This is a genomic window from Herbidospora daliensis (assembly GCF_001570585.1).
GTDB lineage: Bacteria > Actinomycetota > Actinomycetes > Streptosporangiales > Streptosporangiaceae > Herbidospora > Herbidospora daliensis.
In genome coordinates, this window is the sequence record NZ_BBXF01000005.1 from 548,394 (window position 1) to 565,053 (window position 16,660).

Annotated in this window: 15 protein-coding genes; 6 read left to right on the forward strand and 9 right to left on the reverse strand. The window is 72.1% G+C overall.

The features are described 5' to 3' along the window. The 8 genes from AW274_RS25735 to AW274_RS25775 form a co-directional block, all read right to left on the reverse strand. Positions 1-1,596: an ABC transporter substrate-binding protein gene (locus AW274_RS25735; RefSeq protein WP_198169412.1), complete on the reverse strand. Its 1,596-nt coding sequence runs from the start codon at positions 1,594-1,596 to the stop codon at positions 1-3. Between the two features lie 188 nt (positions 1,597-1,784). Continuing rightward, a complete protein-coding gene (locus AW274_RS25740; protein ID WP_062437075.1) occupies positions 1,785-2,774 on the reverse strand; it encodes an LLM class flavin-dependent oxidoreductase in 990 nt (329 codons plus the stop codon). Then, a complete protein-coding gene (locus tag AW274_RS39545) occupies positions 2,771-5,125 on the reverse strand; it encodes a DUF885 family protein (protein WP_198169413.1) in 2,355 nt (784 codons plus the stop codon). Before AW274_RS39545 ends, AW274_RS25740 begins: the two co-directional genes overlap by 4 nt. 3 nt (positions 5,126-5,128) lie before the next feature. Continuing rightward, positions 5,129-6,070, reverse strand: a complete 942-nt coding sequence (locus tag AW274_RS25755) for an ABC transporter ATP-binding protein (protein ID WP_062437076.1) — start codon at positions 6,068-6,070, stop codon at positions 5,129-5,131. Then, the gene (locus AW274_RS25760; protein WP_062437968.1) at positions 6,067-7,041 is read right to left on the reverse strand and encodes an ABC transporter ATP-binding protein; all 975 of its coding nucleotides are present in this window, start codon (positions 7,039-7,041) and stop codon (positions 6,067-6,069) included. Before AW274_RS25760 ends, AW274_RS25755 begins: the two co-directional genes overlap by 4 nt. 2 nt (positions 7,042-7,043) lie before the next feature. Then, on the reverse strand, positions 7,044-7,880 hold the full coding sequence (locus tag AW274_RS25765; protein ID WP_062437078.1) for an ABC transporter permease: 837 nt from the start codon (positions 7,878-7,880) through the stop codon (positions 7,044-7,046). Then, on the reverse strand, positions 7,877-8,959 hold the full coding sequence (locus AW274_RS25770) for an ABC transporter permease (protein WP_083974799.1): 1,083 nt from the start codon (positions 8,957-8,959) through the stop codon (positions 7,877-7,879). The genes AW274_RS25765 and AW274_RS25770 overlap by 4 nt, the downstream gene beginning before the upstream one ends. Then, positions 8,946-10,532, reverse strand: coding sequence for an ABC transporter substrate-binding protein (locus AW274_RS25775; RefSeq protein WP_062437082.1), 1,587 nt, complete (start codon positions 10,530-10,532; stop codon positions 8,946-8,948). Before AW274_RS25775 ends, AW274_RS25770 begins: the two co-directional genes overlap by 14 nt. Positions 10,533-10,779: 247 nt before the next feature. Between AW274_RS25775 and AW274_RS25780 the strand changes: the two genes are divergently transcribed. From AW274_RS25780 to AW274_RS25790, 3 genes are read left to right on the forward strand one after another with little or no spacing between them, the layout of a single operon-like run. Continuing rightward, positions 10,780-11,316, forward strand: a complete 537-nt coding sequence (locus tag AW274_RS25780) for a helix-turn-helix domain-containing protein (protein ID WP_062437084.1) — start codon at positions 10,780-10,782, stop codon at positions 11,314-11,316. Positions 11,317-11,330: 14 nt separating this feature from the next. Beyond that, complete coding sequence (locus AW274_RS25785; protein WP_062437086.1) at positions 11,331-11,651, forward strand: TIGR04076 family protein; 321 nt, start codon at positions 11,331-11,333, stop codon at positions 11,649-11,651. Continuing rightward, the gene (locus AW274_RS25790) at positions 11,648-12,664 is read left to right on the forward strand and encodes an LLM class flavin-dependent oxidoreductase (protein WP_062437090.1); all 1,017 of its coding nucleotides are present in this window, start codon (positions 11,648-11,650) and stop codon (positions 12,662-12,664) included. The genes AW274_RS25785 and AW274_RS25790 overlap by 4 nt, the downstream gene beginning before the upstream one ends. On the opposite strand, the gene AW274_RS25795 is transcribed toward AW274_RS25790, so the two are convergent. Beyond that, positions 12,661-13,110, reverse strand: coding sequence for an Lrp/AsnC family transcriptional regulator (locus AW274_RS25795; protein WP_062437092.1), 450 nt, complete (start codon positions 13,108-13,110; stop codon positions 12,661-12,663). The genes AW274_RS25790 and AW274_RS25795 overlap by 4 nt on opposite strands. 120 nt (positions 13,111-13,230) lie before the next feature. Here AW274_RS25795 and AW274_RS25800 point away from each other — a divergent pair, with 120 nt between their 5' ends. Genes AW274_RS25800 through AW274_RS25810 form a run of 3 tightly spaced genes read left to right on the forward strand, consistent with a single transcriptional unit; the run spans position 13,231 to position 16,657 of the window. Further along, positions 13,231-14,088, forward strand: a complete 858-nt coding sequence (locus AW274_RS25800) for a tryptophan 2,3-dioxygenase (RefSeq protein ID WP_062437094.1) — start codon at positions 13,231-13,233, stop codon at positions 14,086-14,088. Between the two features lie 11 nt (positions 14,089-14,099). Further along, positions 14,100-15,335: a kynureninase gene (gene kynU, locus AW274_RS25805; RefSeq protein ID WP_062437097.1), complete on the forward strand. Its 1,236-nt coding sequence runs from the start codon at positions 14,100-14,102 to the stop codon at positions 15,333-15,335. Then, positions 15,332-16,657, forward strand: coding sequence for an FAD-dependent oxidoreductase (locus AW274_RS25810; RefSeq protein WP_062437099.1), 1,326 nt, complete (start codon positions 15,332-15,334; stop codon positions 16,655-16,657). The genes kynU and AW274_RS25810 overlap by 4 nt, the downstream gene beginning before the upstream one ends. The last annotated feature ends 3 nt before the right edge of the window (positions 16,658-16,660 follow it).

Below are 16,660 nucleotides of genomic sequence, written 5' to 3' on the forward strand. Positions count from 1 at the left end.
TCACGCCAGGAACCGCAGGCGGGCCAGGCCGTCCATCGGCTGCACCCAGCCGGCCACGTCCTCGCGCACGGGCAGGTTGAAGTTGGGCTGGCAGACGACCACCCACGGCACGTCGGCGGCCAGGACGTCCTGCACCTTGGCCCACAACTCGCCGCGCGCGGCGGCGTCGACCGTGGTGTGCGACTCCTCGTAGATCTTCTCGATCTCCGGGTTGGAGTAGTTGGAGTAGTTGAGGTTCGCGCCCTTCACCAGGCTGGTGGCGAGCATGTACTCGACGTCGTTGACCCAGAGCTGGCCCGAGGTGATCTGGAGCGGCACGCTGCGCTTCTGGCGGCGTTCGGCCAGCGTGGCCGGGTCGAGCGGGGCGAGCGTGAGCTCGATGCCGGCCTTGCGGGCCTCGCTCTGCACCAGCACGGCGAGCTGCTGCTGCTCCTCGTTGTCGGCCTCGAAGACCAGCTCGGAGGCGACCGACGTCTTCCCGGCGGCGGCCAGCGCGGCCTTGGCCTTCTCCAGGTCGTAGGCGTAGGGGTAGCCGCGCTCGTCGTAGCCGGGCATGTCGAGCGGCACCGGGCTCTTGGCCGGCCGGGCGTCGCCGCCGTAGATGTTGGCGATGATCTGCTCGTACGGCACCGCGTACGCCAGCGCCTTGCGCACGTTCACGTCGTCGAACGGGGCGGTGGTCACCGACATCTGGAGGGTGACCTGCTGGTTGCTCGGCGCGGAGATGACCTTGACGCCCGGGACCTTCTTCAGGTCGGCGACGTCGCGCTTGCTCACGCCGAGGGCGATGTCGATGTCGCCGTTCTGGAGCTGGAGCCGCTGGTTGGAGGCGGCCGGCACGACCGAGACGCGGATCGTCGGGGTCCTGGCCGGGTCGGGGCCGGGGTAGCCGGCGTTGGCCGCCAGCACGATCTCCTGGCCCTGGGTGGCCTTCTCGACGTTGAAGTAACCGCCGGTGGGCGGGTTCTTGGCGAACCACTCCTTGGCCCACGGGTCGGCGTCGGTGGCGTGCTTCTTGGCTTCGACGGAGTCGAAGACGTACAGGGAGATGGCCTGGATCTGCGGGGTGAGCGCGCTGGGGAAGGCCTGGGTGAACTCGACGGTGTAGTCGTCGACGACCTTGACCTGGTCGGGCTCGGTGAGGCCGATGACGCGGTAGATGCCGGCCACGTTGGCCTGGGCGGCGAAGGCGCGGTCCTTCGACCACTTGACGTCGGCGGCCTTCATCTCGTTGCCGCTCGCGAACGTCACGCCCTTGCGCAGCTTGAGGGTCCAGACCTTCTGGTCGGCACTGGGGGTGAAGGACTCGGCGAACGTGGGCGTGATGTTCGTGGTGTCGAGGATCTGCGCCCCGTTCACGTCGGTCACGCCGTAGTCGATCAGGTAGGGGTAGACGTTCTTGTAGAGCATCAGCGCGGTGAGGTCGAAACCGACGAAGTCCTGGTCCCAGCTGCTGAGGTAGCTGGAGACGGCGATGCGCAGCGACGACGCGGCGGCGGGGGCGGTGCCGGAAGGGGCGGTCGCGCCCTGGGGCTTCGAGCCGGCGGCGCAGCCGGTGGCCAGCAGCAGGGCGACGCCGCCGCCGAGCTGGAGCACCGACCGACGAGAGAAAGCGGGAGAACCAGCCATAGCTCGCCTTCCACGAACAGGTGTGCGCGGGCTGGGGATCGCCCGCACTCACACCGTTCTACCAAGGCGAAACTTCCGTGAACAAGAGGGAAAGCTGTTTCATCTGAGTAAACATGTCCACGCTGACCTGCAGAAGCATGTTCATCGCTGTTCAGTTAACGCGAAATCGCGGGCAGGACCTCGCTGCCGAGCTTCTCGACGGCCTCCCGCAGGTCGGGGCCGAGCGGGGGCCCGAACGACAGGTGGGCCGCCCCGGCCGCGCGCAGCGAGCGGCACCGCTCGACCACGTCGGCCGTGCCGCCGGTGATGCCGAGCGACAACATGCGGTCGTCGACCAGCCGCGCGGCGGCGTCCAGGCCGTCGCGCTCCAGCACGGCCGTGATCGGGGCGAAGTCCTCGACCGCGAGCCCGGCCCGGCTCAGCAGGTAGGGCGCGAACGACGGCCCGTAATAGGCGATCTTGGCGGCCATGGCGAGCCGGGCCTGCTCGTCGTCGCCGCCGGTCGAGACCCAGAAGCAGGCCGGGACGTCGAGCTCGTCGACCGAGCGCCCGGCCTCCTCGGCGCCCTTCGCCACCTCGGCCCGCGCGGTGGTGAAGTGTTCCGGCGGATAGAGCAGCGGCAGCACGCCGTCGGCCAGCCGCCCGGCCATCTGGAGCATCTTGGGGCTCATCGCGCCGACGTACACCGGCACCGGATCGCCCGGCGGCAGGCGCAGCTCCGACAGCGGCCCGAACCACGCGGGCAACTCTCCCCTGACCTCCTCCGCGCCGAGCAGGGCGCGCAGCACCGTGACCGCCTCGGCGGTCCGCGACAGCGGGCGCGGGCGCTCGATCCCGGCCCAGCCGAGGAACTCGGCCGACCCGGCGGCGACCCCGAGCAGGAACCGGCCGCCGGTGGCCTCGCGCATGGTCGCGGCCATCATGGCGATCTCCGAGACGTGCACGGAGTAGGGGTTCATGATGCCGACGCCGAGCTTGATGCGCTCGGTCTTGGCGGCCAGGTAGCCGAGCAGCACCGGGGCCGAGCGCAGGAACAGGTCGTTGGAGACCCACAACTGGTCGAAGCCGTGTTTCTCGGCCCGCTGCGCCAGGTCGACCAGGGTCGGGATGTCCAGGTCGTTGTTGACCCGCAGGGAGAACGTCATGCCCGGACCGCCTTCGCGTCGATCTCGACCTCGACCAGGAAACCCTCGCCGATGAGGGCGTTGACCACGTAGGTGCTGTTGGCGGGGGCCACGTCGCCGAGCACCTCGGCGTGGGCCCGCGCGGCCTGCTCCCAGTCGGCGTCGGGGGTCAGCAGCAGCCGGGTGCGGAACACGGTCTCCCGCCTGCCGCCCAGCGCCTCCACCGCCGCGACGCCCCGCCGGAGCGCGTCGAGGGTCTGGGCGTAGGCGTCGGGGCCGTCGGCCGTGGTGCCGCTCACCGCGATGAGGTCGCCCTGCCGGGCGGCGCGGGAGTAGCCGGCCTGCTCCTCCCAGCCGGAGCCGTCCTTGACCCGGGTGACCGACGGGACGCCGCCCTGCGCCGGGTCGGTGTACTCCTCGATCCGGGTGACCCGGCCGTCGCGCACCTCGACGCGCATCATCGCGTCGACCGCCATCTCGGTGCCCTCGTCGCGGTCGCGGCCCCGGTAGACGCAGCGCTGCACGTAGCCGCCGGGCACCGGGTCGACGCGCACGTCGGTGGCGTGGAAGCCCTCGATCCCGGCGTCGATGAGGCGGATCGCGTCGAGGCTCTCGACCTTGTCGCGGTCGATGCCGTCGTAGTTGTGCCAGACGCGGATGTCGTCGGCGTACAGGCGGTCGAGCCGGGCGACGTCGCCGGAGGTGATGGCGTCGAGGAGCTCGGCCGCGAAGGCGCGCATGTCGCCCGCCAGGGCGTCGGCCTTCTCCAGTTCACTCGCGTCGCCCAGCAGTTGCAGGCGCTGCACGGCCAGCGGCACGTTGCCGTCGGCCCACAACGCGTCGTGGAAGGCGCGCAGGTCGAAGCCGTCGCGGTCGCGCCGGGCGGCGTCGGCCAGCAGCCGGGTCACCTGCACCTTGCCCACCTGGTACGACAACCCCTGGCCCGGGGTCGCGGCGAAGAACGCGGCCTCCTCGCGGGCGGTCTCCAGGTCGACCGGCACGAGCTCGTGCAGCATGCGGGCCGCGCCGTCGATGTCGATCTCGCCGAGCGCCAGGCGCACGTCGACCTCGACCCGGATCGCCCGCAGCCGCATGAAGTTGTAGACGATGGCCCGGCTGAGCGGCGCGTCCTCGAACAGGCCGGCCTGGAGCATCATCTCCTCGTTGTAGAAGGCGATGCCCTCGTTGGGCACGGAGTCGTAGAACCGGCGGTGGGCCGGATCGGGGTGCCGCCAGGTCAGCGCGAGCTGCTGGTAGTGCACGCCCTCGTGGATGATCCCGGCGCGCGGGTCGGCCGCGTTGGCCTTGTAGAAGTAGGGCAGGTCGGGGCCGGGCACCGGGACGTAGCTGACGCCGTCCTGGTCGAGCCGGTGCTCGTCGGTGAGGTCGTCGCTGACGCCCAGCCAGCGCAGCGGCTCCAGGTAGTCGGGCCGGGGCAGGTTCCGGTAGTGCCGCAGCTCCGCCGGTTGCGACAGCAGGCCGCGCTCCTCGTAGAAGGCGCGCACCTCCAGCTCGGCGGCCCGCTCGGCCGCGCTCTGCGCCTCGGCGCTCTCCGGCGGCGCCGGCCACGCGGGCGGGCCCGACCTGGCCCGCTCGAACAGCTCGAACGCCTCGGCCCGGTCGCGCTCCTGGGCGGCCAGGGCGAGGATCTCGGCCGTCGACCAGGGCAGCAGGGCGACCCGGTGCAGGAAGAAGCCGAACGCCTCCGCGCCGACGGGCCGGTGCGGGGCGAAGCCCGGCAACCGCTCGGTCAGCCAGGCCAGCCAGCCGGCCAGCGCCTCGGCCGCCACCTCGGCCGCCTTCGCGGCGGCGTCGCGGCAGGCCGGGTCGAGGTGCGGCAGCAGCAGGGCGACGGCGGTCCTGAGCTGGTCGGCCACCTCGCGGCTGTCGTTCAGGGCGAGTTCGGCGAACTCGCGGGTGGCGGTGCCGTCGAGGTTGTCCCTGGCGGTGTCGAGGGTGCCGGGGATCCAGCGCAGCCGCTCGACCAGGTCGGCGCTGCGGGCCGCGTCGAACGGGCCGGGCGGCAGCAGCGCGTCGTAGACGTGGCCGACCGTCTGGTCGAGGTAGAACCAGGGGTCGCGCCGCCAGCTCCGCACGACGTCGAGCTCCCACCGCACCCGCGCGGTCGCCGAGGCGAGCAGCCGGCGCGGCACCTCGACCGCCGGGTCGGCCGACGGCGCGACGGCCGCCAGGTCGCTTTCGATCGCGGCCAGGAACCGCAGGTCCTCCTCGACCGTGAGGGCGTCCCACTCCGGCCGCCACCCGGCGGGCCGGACCACCCGGGGGATGTCGTCGCGCGTCCGCGGCGTGGTGGCCAGCCGCCAGGCCCAGAACCGCTCGGTCAGCTCCGCGAGCACCTCATGTCCTCTCATCAGTCATTCGGCCAGCACGCAGGCGGCCGAACGGCCGTCGCGCAGGATCGTCAGCGGCGGGTCGTCGTGCGCGCACGACGCCAGCGCCACCGGGCAGCGCGGATGGAACCGGCACCCCCCGGGCGGCCGCGACGGGTCGGGCACGTCTCCCGGCAGCTCGACCGGCAGCACACCCGCGCCGTCGGCCCGGGGCACCGCCGAGATGAGCGCCTTCGTGTACGGATGGGCGGGCTCCGACCACACCTGCCGGGTCGGCCCGACCTCGACGACCCGCCCCAGGTACATGACCGCCGTGCGGTCGGCGATCTGCCGCACCACCGACAGGTCGTGCGAGATGAACACCAGGCCCATGTCGAGCTCGCGGACCAGCTCCACCAGCAGGTTCGCCACCGACGCCTGCGCCGAGGCGTCGAGCGCGCTGATCGGCTCGTCGGCGATGATGCAGCTCGGCTCGGCCGCCAGCGTGCGCGCGATGGCGATGCGCTGGCGCTGGCCGCCGCTGAACTCGTGCGGGTAGCGCTTCACCGCGTCGGCCGGGAGGCCGACGCGTTCGAGCAGCTCCCCGGCCCGGCGGCGGGCCTCCGTCTTGGACGTGCCGCCGAGCAGATACCCGTCGCCCACCTGGTCGCCGACCAGGCGGCGGGGGTTGAGGGAGGCGTACGGATCCTGGAAGACCATCTGCAGCCCGCGCAGCTCGGCCGGGCGGCGGCGCAGCCCCAGCGGCGCGACCGGGCGGCCGTCGAAGCGGATCTCGCCGGACGTGGTGCCCTGGAGGCCGACGATCGCCCGGCCCAGCGTCGACTTGCCGCAGCCCGACTCGCCGACCAGCCCGAGGATCTCGCCCCGGGCGAGGGTCAGGTCGGCGTGGTCGACGGCGCGCAGCGGCGGCGCGCCCGTCCGGTGGTATTCGACGGCGACCCCGGTCGCCTCCAGCAGCGCGCTCACGCGGCGCCTCCCAGCGGATCGGGCGGGCAGGCCGACAGGTGCCCGGTTTCGACGAGGACCGGCTCGGGGCGCCGCTCCCGGCAGGAGTCGACGGCGAACGCGCACCGGGGGTGGAACGGGCACCCGTCGGGCACCGCGCCCAGCGACGGCGGGCTGCCCGTGATCGGCCGCAGCGTCGCCGCCCCGCCCTCCGGGTGCGGCAGCGCGTCGAGCAGGCCCCGCGTGTAGGGGTGCCGGGGCCTGGTCAGCACGGTCTCGCGCGGGCCGACCTCGGCGGTGCGGCCGCCGTACATGACGCAGATGCGGTCGGCCACGGCCGACATCACGCCCAGGTCGTGGGTGATCACCACGACGGCCAGGTCGCGCTCGCGGCGCAGCCGGTCGAGCAGCCGCAGGATGCCCGCCTGCACGGTGACGTCGAGCGCGGTCGTCGGCTCGTCGGCCAGCAGCAGCCGGGGCTCGCACGCCAGCGCCACGGCGATGGCGATGCGCTGGCGCATGCCGCCGGAGAACTGCGCCGGGTGCGCCTTCAGCGCCCGCTCGGGGTCGGGGATGCGCACGGTCGACAGCAGCTCGACCGCCCGCCCGCGCGCCTCCGACTTGCCGATCCCCAGGTGGTGGCGCATGTGCTCGGTCACCTGGGTCTCGATGCTGAGCATCGGGTGCAGGCTCGTCGACGGGTCCTGCGACACCATCGCGATGCTGCGCCCGCGCACGTCACGCAGGGCGCGCGGCTTCATGGCCAGCAGGTCGCGGCCCTCGAAGACGGCCCGGCCGCTGGTCTTGGCGGCGTGCGGCAGCAGGCCGAGCAGCGCCATCGCGGTCATGGTCTTGCCGCTGCCGCTCTCCCCCGCGATGCCGAACACCTCGCCGGAGTCGACCCGGAACGACAGGCCGTCGACGGCCTTGCGGGGGCCGTTCCTGGTGGCGAGCCACACGGTGAGGTCCTCGACCTCCAGTAGCGTTGCCACGGTCACCCCCTGATCGCACGCGCGGTGCGCGGATCGAGGGCGTCCCGCAGCGTGTCTCCGACGAAGTTGAAGGCGAGCACGACGGTGAGGATCGACAGGCCCGGATAGAGCCACAACCACCACAGGTCGAAGTAGTCCATGCCGGACACCACCATCGAGCCCCACTCGGCCATGGGCGGCTGCGCGCCGAGGCCCAGGAACGACAGGCCCGACAGCAGCAGCACGGCGTTGCCGACGTCGAGCGCCGCCATGACCAGCACGGGCCCGGCGACGTTCGGCCGCAGGTCCACGATCATCGTGCGGACCGACGACGAGCCGAGCAGCCGGCCGGCGGCGACGTACTCGGAGTTGCGGGCCGACATGACCAGGCCGCGCACCAGCCGCGCGTACGACGGCCACGACACTACGACGACCGCGAGCACGGCGTTGCGCAGTTCGGGGCCGAGGGCGGCGGCGACCGCCATGGCCAGGATGATGCCGGGGAAGGCGAACACCAGGTCGGCCAGCCGCATGAGGGTGCCGTCGACCCAGCCGCCGAAGAAGCCGGCGACGGCGCCGACGATCGAGCCGATCACCGCCGAAAGGGCGACGAGCAGGAAGGCCAGCGGCAGCGACACCTGCGCGCCGTAGATGACGCGGCTGAGCACGTCGCGGCCGAGCTGGTCGGTGCCGAACAGGTGCTGCGCCGAGGGTTCGAGCAGCTTGTCGGCGATCTGGTCGACGGGGCCGTAGGGGGCCAGCACGGGGGCGAGCACCGCGACCAGCACCCACAACACGACGAAGGCCGCGCCGACCAGGGCCAGGGGTTGCCGCCACGGGGTGCGGGATCCAGTCGTCATGTGAGCCTGATCCTCGGGTCGATGACCCCGTACAGCAGGTCCACGAGCAGGTTGATGAGGATGTACACGCCGGCCACGACGATGCTGACGCCCATGATGCCGGGCAGGTCGAGGTTGACGGCGCTGCGGTAGGCGTACTGGCCGACGCCGGGCCAGGAGAAGATCTTCTCCACCAGCACCGCGCCCGACAGCAGGCTGCCGAAGGCGACGCCCGCCACGGTGATGATCGCGACCATCGCGGGGCGCAGCACGTGGCGCACGATGACGACCCGCTCGGGGAGGCCCTTGGCGCGGGCCGCGCGCACGTAGTCGTTGCCGAGGATCTCCAGCACCGAGGCGCGGCTGAAGCGCATCAGCATGCCGACCGTGTAGACGGCCAGCACCAGCGAGGGCAGCACCAGGTGGCCGAGCGCCGACCACATGACGTCCCACTGCCCGGCCAGCGCCGCGTCCACGGAGTAGAAGCCGGTCGTGTACGGCGGCGGGCTCAGCACCGGATCGAGTCGTCCCGTGCCGGGCAGCAGGTCGAACTTGAACGACAGCAGGTAGAAGGCGACCAGCGCGACCCAGAACGTGGGCATGGACACCCCGCCCAGGCTCACCACCCGGAGCACCTGGTCGGGCCAGCGGTCGCGGTTGACGGCCGCGATCACGCCGAGGGCGACGCCGACGACCAGCGACAACACGATCGCGAACAGCGCGAGCTCGATGGTGGCGGGCACGAACTCGGCCAGGTCCTCGGCCACCGGCCGGTGGCTCTGCTGCGAGACGCCCAGGTTCCCCTGGGCCACGTTGCCGATGTACGTCAGATACTGCACCGGAAGGGGCTGGTCGAGCCCGTACTTGGCGCGGAACGCGGCCACCGCCGCCGGGTCGCCGATCGCCGACTGCCCCAGGTTGGCGGCGGCGGGATCGCCCGGGACCAATTGGGTCAGGGTGAAGGCCACGAGGGTGATGCCCACGCTCAGCAGCAGGGCGGCCGCCAGCCGCCGGGCCAGGAACCGCAGCAGCACCCCGCCGGGACGGGCCGCCCTGCGACCCGTCCCGGGGGCACCGCTCTTCGGCTTAGCCGAGCTCACGGACGTTGACCAGCCAGAGGGCGTTCGACTGCAGGTTGGTCACCGACTTGGCGGCGACCAGGATCTGCGCCGGCTGGATCAGCGGCACGATCGGGCCGCCCTCGTTCATCTTGTGCTGGATGTCGACGTACAGCGCCGAGCGGGCGGCGTCGTCGACGGTGGTGCGGGCCTTGGCGCCCAGCTCCTCCAGTGCGGGGTTGGCGCCCTCGGCCCATCCGGCGCGCAGGCCGACGAGCTGGCCGGGCAGGAAGTTGAGGTAGTTGCTGGGGTCGGGGAAGTCGGGGCCCCACTGCCACAGGCCCATCTCCTCGGTGCCGCCCCGGTAGGACTCCAGCGCGGTCTGCACCGACGCGGGGGCGAGCTCGACGTTGATGCCGACCTCCTTGAGGTTGGCCTGCACGCGGGCGGCGAGGTCGCCGAAGTTGAGGCCGTTGACCTGCACGTCGCTCGGGTAGTTCAGCTTGACGGTCGGGTTCTGCAGGCCCGACTCGGCGAGCGCGGCCTTGGCCTTGGCGACGTCGCGCTTGACGCCGTCGGCGGCCGGGAGCGCGCCGAGGAAGAGCGACGGGACGATGCCGGGCGCCTGGAGGGCTCCTTCGCCGGCCAGGTCGACGAGCCCCTGGTAGTCGACGCCGTAGCGCACGGCCTCCTGGAACTTGGGGTTGGAGGAGATCTTGGAGATCTCCGGGTTGTTGTTGCTGAACAGGAAGAACACGTTCGGCGAGGCGCCGTTGACGACCTGGAGGTCGCCCATGTTCTTGGCCTGCTCGGGCGACAGGTCGACCGCGATCTGCGACTCGCCCTTCTGGACGTTGAGCCGCTGCACGTTGGCCTGCGTGTTGCGGACGACGACCTTGGAGTAGGCGGGCTTGGTGCCCCAGTACTTCTCGTTCACCTTCAGCACGACCTGCGAGGTGGTGCTGTAGCTCTCCAGGACGTACGGGCCGCTGCCGAGCGACTGCTTGTTGAAGAACGCCTCGGCGGTGTCGGTCTTGTCGGCGTCCTCGGCGTCGGTGGCGCCGTTCTGCTTGGCGACGGCCGAGTTGACGACGCCCAGCGCGGGGTTGGGCAGGATGAACGGGATGGCGGTGTTCGGCTCCTCGCTGGCGATCACGACGGTGGCGGGGTCGGGCGCGGTGACCGTGAGGCCCGCCATCAGGAACGACGGGTTGCCCTTGACGTTCTTCACGCGGTTGAGCGAGAAGGCGACGTCGGCCGAGGTGAGCGGGGTGCCGTCGGAGAACTTCGCGTCCTGCCGCAGCTTGAACGTGTAGGTCTTGGCGTCGTCGGAGGCGGTGAACGACTCCGCGAGCGCCGGGATCGGCTTGGTGACGTCGCCGCCCTTGAAGGTGAGCAGCGTGTCGTAGATCGTCTGGTCGATCAGCAGCCCCGACGGCTCGTACATGCGGGCCGGGTCGGTGGTCTTGAGCTGGAACGCGGTGTCGATGACCAGCGTCTTGCCGCCCTGCCCGCCGGGCGAGGACGGGGCGGCGGCGTTGCCACCGCCGCAGGCGGTGAGCAGGCTCAGCGCCACTGCGGCGGTGAGCGCACCGGCAGACCGGCGGATCTTCATGAGGGACTCCAAGGCCGGGCTACGGGGGCCCGCTCAGAAATATGGGGCGATGTCATGACTCTCGTGCAGCCTTACTGCACGTTGACCGCGCACGCTAGGCCGTGGGCAGGGACCACGTCAAGAGTCGTCACCGCTGATCACCTGCTCACGACTGTCTGTTGACGGCGAATGCCCGCAGCCCTACGGTGCTGCCCACGCGTGTAGTTAACCTGCACGTGACAGTGCGATGGTAGGAAGGACGGCGCGGGTGATCGGAGATCGCTTGCACGAGCTGCGCACCGAGCGGGGGATGAGCCTGCGGGCCCTGGCCGAGCAGGCCGGCGTCTCCCCCACGTTGCTCAGCCAGATCGAGCGGGGCGTCACCGAGCCCAGCCTGTCGACCCTGCGCCGCCTGGCCGGGGTGTTCGGCGCGTCCATCGCCTCGTTGTTCGAGGACCCCGCCGCGCCCGCGGTGTGGATCAGCAGGCCCGGTGAGCGCTCCACCCTCGGCGCGCCCAACGGCCAGATCCGCTACGAACGCCTGACGCCCGGCAACGGGCAACTTGAGGTCCTGCACGCCGTGCTGGCGCCCGGCGAGGTCTCCAGCGACGAGTTGTGGAGCCACCCGTCCCTGGAGTGCGTGTACGTCGTGTCCGGCACCCTGACCGTCCAGGTCGAGCGGTCGGTCTACACGGTCGCCGCCGGCGAGAGCCTGACGCTCGACTCCAACCGCCCCCACCGCTACCTGAACACCTCCGACACCGAGACGGAGATCGTTCTGGCCATAAACCCCCCGACTCCTTGAAGGAGACCGGCCCCATGGACGAAACCGACATGGAGATCTACGACCTCCGGGTCACCGTCGAACGCATCGAAGGCCGGTCGGTCTGCGGGATGAACGTCGGCGACCACTTCGACCTGACCGACAGCGCCCACCTGAAGCTCCCCGACGGCAAGCACTTCTGCGTGTACGCCCTGGCCTCCGTGCTCCCCTTCCTCGCCGCCAAGCAGCGCGACCTGGCGGCGGGCGACTGGCTGGCCCAGGACACCCTGTTCGCCTGCCCCGACCCGGAGGAGCGCCTGATCATGCAGGTCTCGCGCACCTGCCGGCGGCGGATGAACTCGGCGGACCTGACGTGACCACCCGTACGGACAGGGTCGAGATCGGCCTCGGTCTGCAGAGCGACAAGGGCGCGGGCGACTACGCCGAACTGGCGCGCAGCGCCGAGGCGCACGGCTTCGACGTGCTGACCGTCTTCGGCGACCTGATGTTCCAGCCGCCGATCTTCCCGCTGCTGGAGATGGCCGCCGCCACCGAGCGGGTGCGCCTGGGCGTGGCCTGCCTCAACCCCTACTCCCTCGCGCCCTACGAGATCGCGGGGCAGATCGCCGCGCTCGACCTGGCCTCGAAGGGCCGGGCCTACCTGGGCCTGGCCAGGGGAACCTGGCTCGGCGCGGTAGGCATCGACCAGTCGCGCCCGCTGACCACGCTGGAGGAGTCGGCGCAGGTCGTCTACCGGCTGCTGCGCGGCGACGCCGACGGCTACGAGGGCCGGGTGTTCCGGCTGGCCCCGGGCACCACGCTGCGTTACCCCGTCCACCGCCCCGACCCGCCGCTGCTGCTGGGCGCGTGGGGCGCGAAGGGCGCGGCGCTGGCCGGGCGCGTCGCCGACGAGATCAAGGTGGGCGGCAGCGCCAACCCGGCGATGGTGAAGGTGATCCGCGAGCGGCTGCGGCCGGGCGCGGAGGCCGCCGGCCGCGCGGCCGAGGACGTCGGGATCGTGCTCGGCGCGGTCACGGTCGTCGACACCGACGGCGCGGCGGCGCGGGCCCGCGCCCGCGCGGAGGTGGCCATGTACCTGGCGGTCGTGGCCGAGCTCGACCCCACCGTCGAGATCCCGGCCGACCTGGTGACCCGGGTGAAGGAGCTGGTCGACGCCGAACGCCACGAGGAGGCGGGCCGGCTCATCCCCGGCGACCTGCTCGACCTGTTCGCGTTCGCGGGCACCCCCGACCACGTCGCCGCCCAGGCGCAGGCGCTGATCGACGCGGGGGTGCGCCGGGTCGAGTTCGGCACCCCCCACGGGCTGAGCGACCGGCGCGGCGTGGAGCTGCTGGGCTCGGCGGTGCTGCCGTCGTTGCGGCGTTCCTAGGCCGGCCGGGTGCGCGGCGGGGTGACCGAGTGCCACGGCAGCGGGGTCGAGAGCACCATCGTGCTCGACGGCTGGCCGTAGGGCGCGAGCCGGTCGATGACGTGCTCGAAGGCGTCCATCGTCTCGGCGGCGACCTTGAGGATGCAGCAGGCGTCGCCGGTGATGCGGTGGATCTCCAGCACCTCGGGCCACTCGGCCACCGACGGGTCGCGCAACATGCAGCGGGGGCCGTAGCAGGACATCCGGATGATCGCCATCACCGGCCAGCCGGTCCGGGTCAGGTCGACCCGGGCGTGGTAGCCGGAGATGACGCCGGTCTCCTCCAGCCGCCGCACCCGCTCGGCCACGGCGGGCGGCGACAGGTGGACCCGGCGGGACAACTCGCTGAAGGACAACCGCGCGTCGACCTGCAACTCGCGCAGCAGCGCCCAATCCATATCGTCCATGGCGACCTTCGGTTCTTTAAGCGGTTGAGCGGTTTGGCCGTAAAACAACAGGCCAGGGGCGCATAGTACCTTTAAGTGCTCCTTCTCGGTATATGACCGATTGGTGGAGCATGAGGTCTTGTGGAGAGCACGAACAGCACCCGCGCGGCCCGGGCCGTCGCCAACGGCGGGAACCCCACGCTGGAATTCGCCGACGGCCTGCCCTACGACGTGTACGTGCACGCCGACACCCTGCACTCGCTCCAGCAGACCATCAGCAAGGACCCCGGCGAGATGTCCTTCCTCATGGTCAGCCAGATCATGGAGCTCTATTTCGGCCTGACCTGCTTCGAACTGCGCGAGGCCCAGCGGCTGCTGCGTGAGGACGACGTCTGGGGCGCGATCGCCCCGCTCAGGCGCGCCACCCTCGACGTCGAGGGCCTCAACGCCGCCTGGCGCGGCCTCGACTGGATGACCCCGGCCGACTTCAACCGCTTCCGCGACCAGCTGGGCGAGGCGTCGGGCTTCCAGTCGGCCATGTACCGGCACCTGGAGTTCCTCCTGGGCCTGCGCAGCGCGTCGCTGCTGCGGCCCTTCCACCGCCAGCCCGAGGTGTACGCCGCCCTCCAGGCCACCCTGCGCGAGCCCAGCCTGTGGGACGACGTGATCGCGGCGCTGGCCCGGCAGGGCTTCGGCATCCCCGCCGACCTGCTCGGCCGCGACGTGACGATCGAGCACGAGGGCCATCCGGCCGTCGAGGCCGCCTGGGTCGAGATCTACCGGGAGCACGCCCCCGGCGACCGCCTGTGGGCGCTCGGCGAGGCGCTCACCGCCCTGGCCGACGGCTTCGGCGACTGGCGCTGGCAGCACCTCAAGGCGGTGCAGCGGACCATGGGCGAGAAGGCCGGCAGCGGCGGCTCCGCCGGGGCCAACTGGCTGCGCCGCAGCATGGCCCGCGTGGTCTTCCCCGAACTCTGGTCCGCCAGGACCCTGGTCTGAGAGGCGCGGCGATGTTCACCGAGGCAGACGCCCTCGAACGCGACGCGGCCGACCCCGGCCACCGCGACCTCTTCCACGTCCCCCCGGCCGAGGGCGGCCGCTACGCCGAGGCCGCCTACCTGGCCGGCAACTCGCTGGGCCTGCAGCCCCGGGCGACCAGGGGCGACCTGCTCGACGACCTCGACGCCTGGGCCCGGCTCGGCGTCGAGGGCCATCTCGACGCGGCCCGCCCGTGGCTCCCCTACCACGAGTTCCTCACCGGCACCGCGGCCCGGCTGGTCGGCGCGCTGCCGGCGGAGACCGTGGTGATGAACTCGCTGACGGTCAACCTGCACCTGCTGATGGTGTCCTTCTACCGGCCCGTGGGCACCCGCACCAAGATCGTCATCGAGGACACCGCCTTCCCGTCCGACAGCTACGCGGTCCGCAGCCAGGCCCGCTTCCACGATCTGGACCCCGACGCGACGGTGGTCCGGCTCGACCCCGCCGACGTGCTCAGCTACCTGGCCCGCGAGGGCCACGAGGTCGCGCTGGTGCTGCTCGGCGGGGTCAACTACCTCACCGGCGAGCTCATGGACATCCCGGCGATCACCCGGGCGGGCCACGAGGCCGGCGCGCTGGTCGGCTGGGACCTGGCGCACGCCGCCGGGAACGTCCCGCTGGAGCTGCACGAGTGGGGGCCCGACTTCGCCGCGTGGTGCTCGTACAAGTACCTGAACGCGGGGCCGGGCGCGCTCGGCGGCGTGTTCGTGCACGAGCGGCACCTCGGCGACCCGGCCGTGCCGAGGTTCGAGGGCTGGTGGAGCACCGAACCGGCCACCCGCTTCGAGATGGCGCCGGTCTCCCGTCCCCCGGCGACGGCCGACGCCTGGCAGATCTCCAACCCGCCGATCTACGCCATGGGCCCGGTCCGCACCTCCCTGGAGATCTTCGACCGGGTCGGCATGGCCGAGCTGCGGGCCCGGAGCCGCCGCCTGACCGGCTACCTGGAGTCGCTGCTCGACGAGCTGCCGGTCACCCTGGTCACCCCGCGCGACCCCGACCGGCGGGGCAGCCAGCTGTCGTTGCGCATCGGTCCCGGCAGCGCCCACGAGCTGGCCAAACGGCTGCGCCACGAGTTCGGCGTCATCACCGACGCCCGGGAGCCGGACATCGTCCGGGCCGCCCCGGTGCCCCTGTACTGCACCTACCACGACTGCTGGCGTCTGGCCGACGCCCTCGCGCACGTCATCGAGGAGGTCCGATGAGCGACCCGGACGAGATAGCGGTGGTCGGCGCCGGTCTGGCCGGCTGCCTGCTCGCCTGTTTCCTGGCCCGGCGCGGCCTGCGGGTCGCCCTGTACGAACGGCGTCCCGACCCCCGGACCGGCACGGTCGAGCGGGGCCGGTCGATCAACCTCGCCCTGTCGGAGCGCGGCCTCGACGCGCTGCGCCGCATCGGGCTCGACAAGCAGGTCATGGCCGACGCGCTGCCGATGCGCGGGCGGGTCATCCACCCGGTGCGGGGCGAGCTCGACTTCCAGCCCTACAGCCACGACGGGCAGCGGGCGATCAACTCGATCAGCCGCTCGGCCCTGAACAACGCCCTGCTCACCGCGGCGGCCGAGCAGCCCGGCGTGCGCATCGTGTTCGACCACCGGCTGACCGCCCTCGACCCGCGCACGGGCGAGATGACGTACGAGACCCCCGATGGCGTGTGGCAGGCCAGGGCGGCCGTGGTGCTCGGGGCCGACGGCGCGGGATCGGCGGTGCGGGCCCAGCTGCTCGCGCACGCCGGGCTGACCGAGAGCCTCGACTTCCTCGACTACGGCTACAAGGAGCTGCGCATCCCGCCGCGCGACGGCGCGTTCGCGCTGGCCCCGGACGCCCTGCACATCTGGCCGCGCGGCACCTCCATGATGATCGCGCTGCCCAACCCCGACCGCTCGTTCACCTGCACGCTGTTCTGGCCCAACAGCGGCACCAGCAGCTTCGCCTCGATCGGCAGCCCGGCGGCGATCGAACGCCACTTCGCCGAGCACTACCCCGACCTGATCGAGCTGGCCCCGACCCTCGTCGAGGACTACCGGCACAACCCCGTCGGCCTGCTCGGCACCGTGCGCTGCACCCCCTGGCACGTCGGCGGCACCGCCGCGCTGATCGGCGACGCCGCCCACGCGATCGTGCCCTTCTACGGGCAGGGCGCCAACTGCGCCTTCGAGGACGTCGTCGAGCTCGACCGCTGCCTGGAGGAGACCGGCGGCGACTGGGCCCGCGCGCTGCCCCTCTACGAGGAGCGGCGCAGGGACAACACCGAGGCCATCGCCCGGATGGCCCTGGCCAACTTCGTCGAGATGCGCGACAAGGTCGCCTCCCCCGTCTTCCAGCTCCAGAAGAAGGTGGAGCACGCGCTGGAGCGGGCGCTGCCCGGCCGGTACGTCTCCCGCTACGAGCTGGTGTCCTTCTCGACCGTGCCCTACGCGCAGGTGTGGCGGCGGGTGCGCCGCCAGCACCGGGTGCTCGGGGCGGCCGTGGGCGCGGGCGCGCTGGCGCTCGGCGCGGCGATCCTCAGAGGGAGGCGGAGCGCGTGACGT

Excerpts from the sequence above, each read along its gene's own strand:
- AW274_RS39545 (WP_198169413.1), bottom strand. The coding sequence starts at position 5,125 with ATGAGAGGACATGAGGTGCTCGCGGAGCTGACCGAGCGGTTCTGGGCC.
- AW274_RS25810 (WP_062437099.1), top strand. The coding sequence starts at position 15,332 with ATGAGCGACCCGGACGAGATAGCGGTGGTCGGCGCCGGTCTGGCCGGC.
- AW274_RS25775 (WP_062437082.1), bottom strand. The coding sequence starts at position 10,532 with ATGAAGATCCGCCGGTCTGCCGGTGCGCTCACCGCCGCAGTGGCGCTG.
- AW274_RS25785 (WP_062437086.1), top strand. The coding sequence starts at position 11,331 with ATGGACGAAACCGACATGGAGATCTACGACCTCCGGGTCACCGTCGAA.
- AW274_RS25740 (WP_062437075.1), bottom strand. The coding sequence starts at position 2,774 with ATGACGTTCTCCCTGCGGGTCAACAACGACCTGGACATCCCGACCCTG.
- kynU (WP_062437097.1), top strand. The coding sequence starts at position 14,100 with ATGTTCACCGAGGCAGACGCCCTCGAACGCGACGCGGCCGACCCCGGC.
- AW274_RS25765 (WP_062437078.1), bottom strand. The coding sequence starts at position 7,880 with ATGACGACTGGATCCCGCACCCCGTGGCGGCAACCCCTGGCCCTGGTC.
- AW274_RS25795 (WP_062437092.1), bottom strand. The coding sequence starts at position 13,110 with ATGGACGATATGGATTGGGCGCTGCTGCGCGAGTTGCAGGTCGACGCG.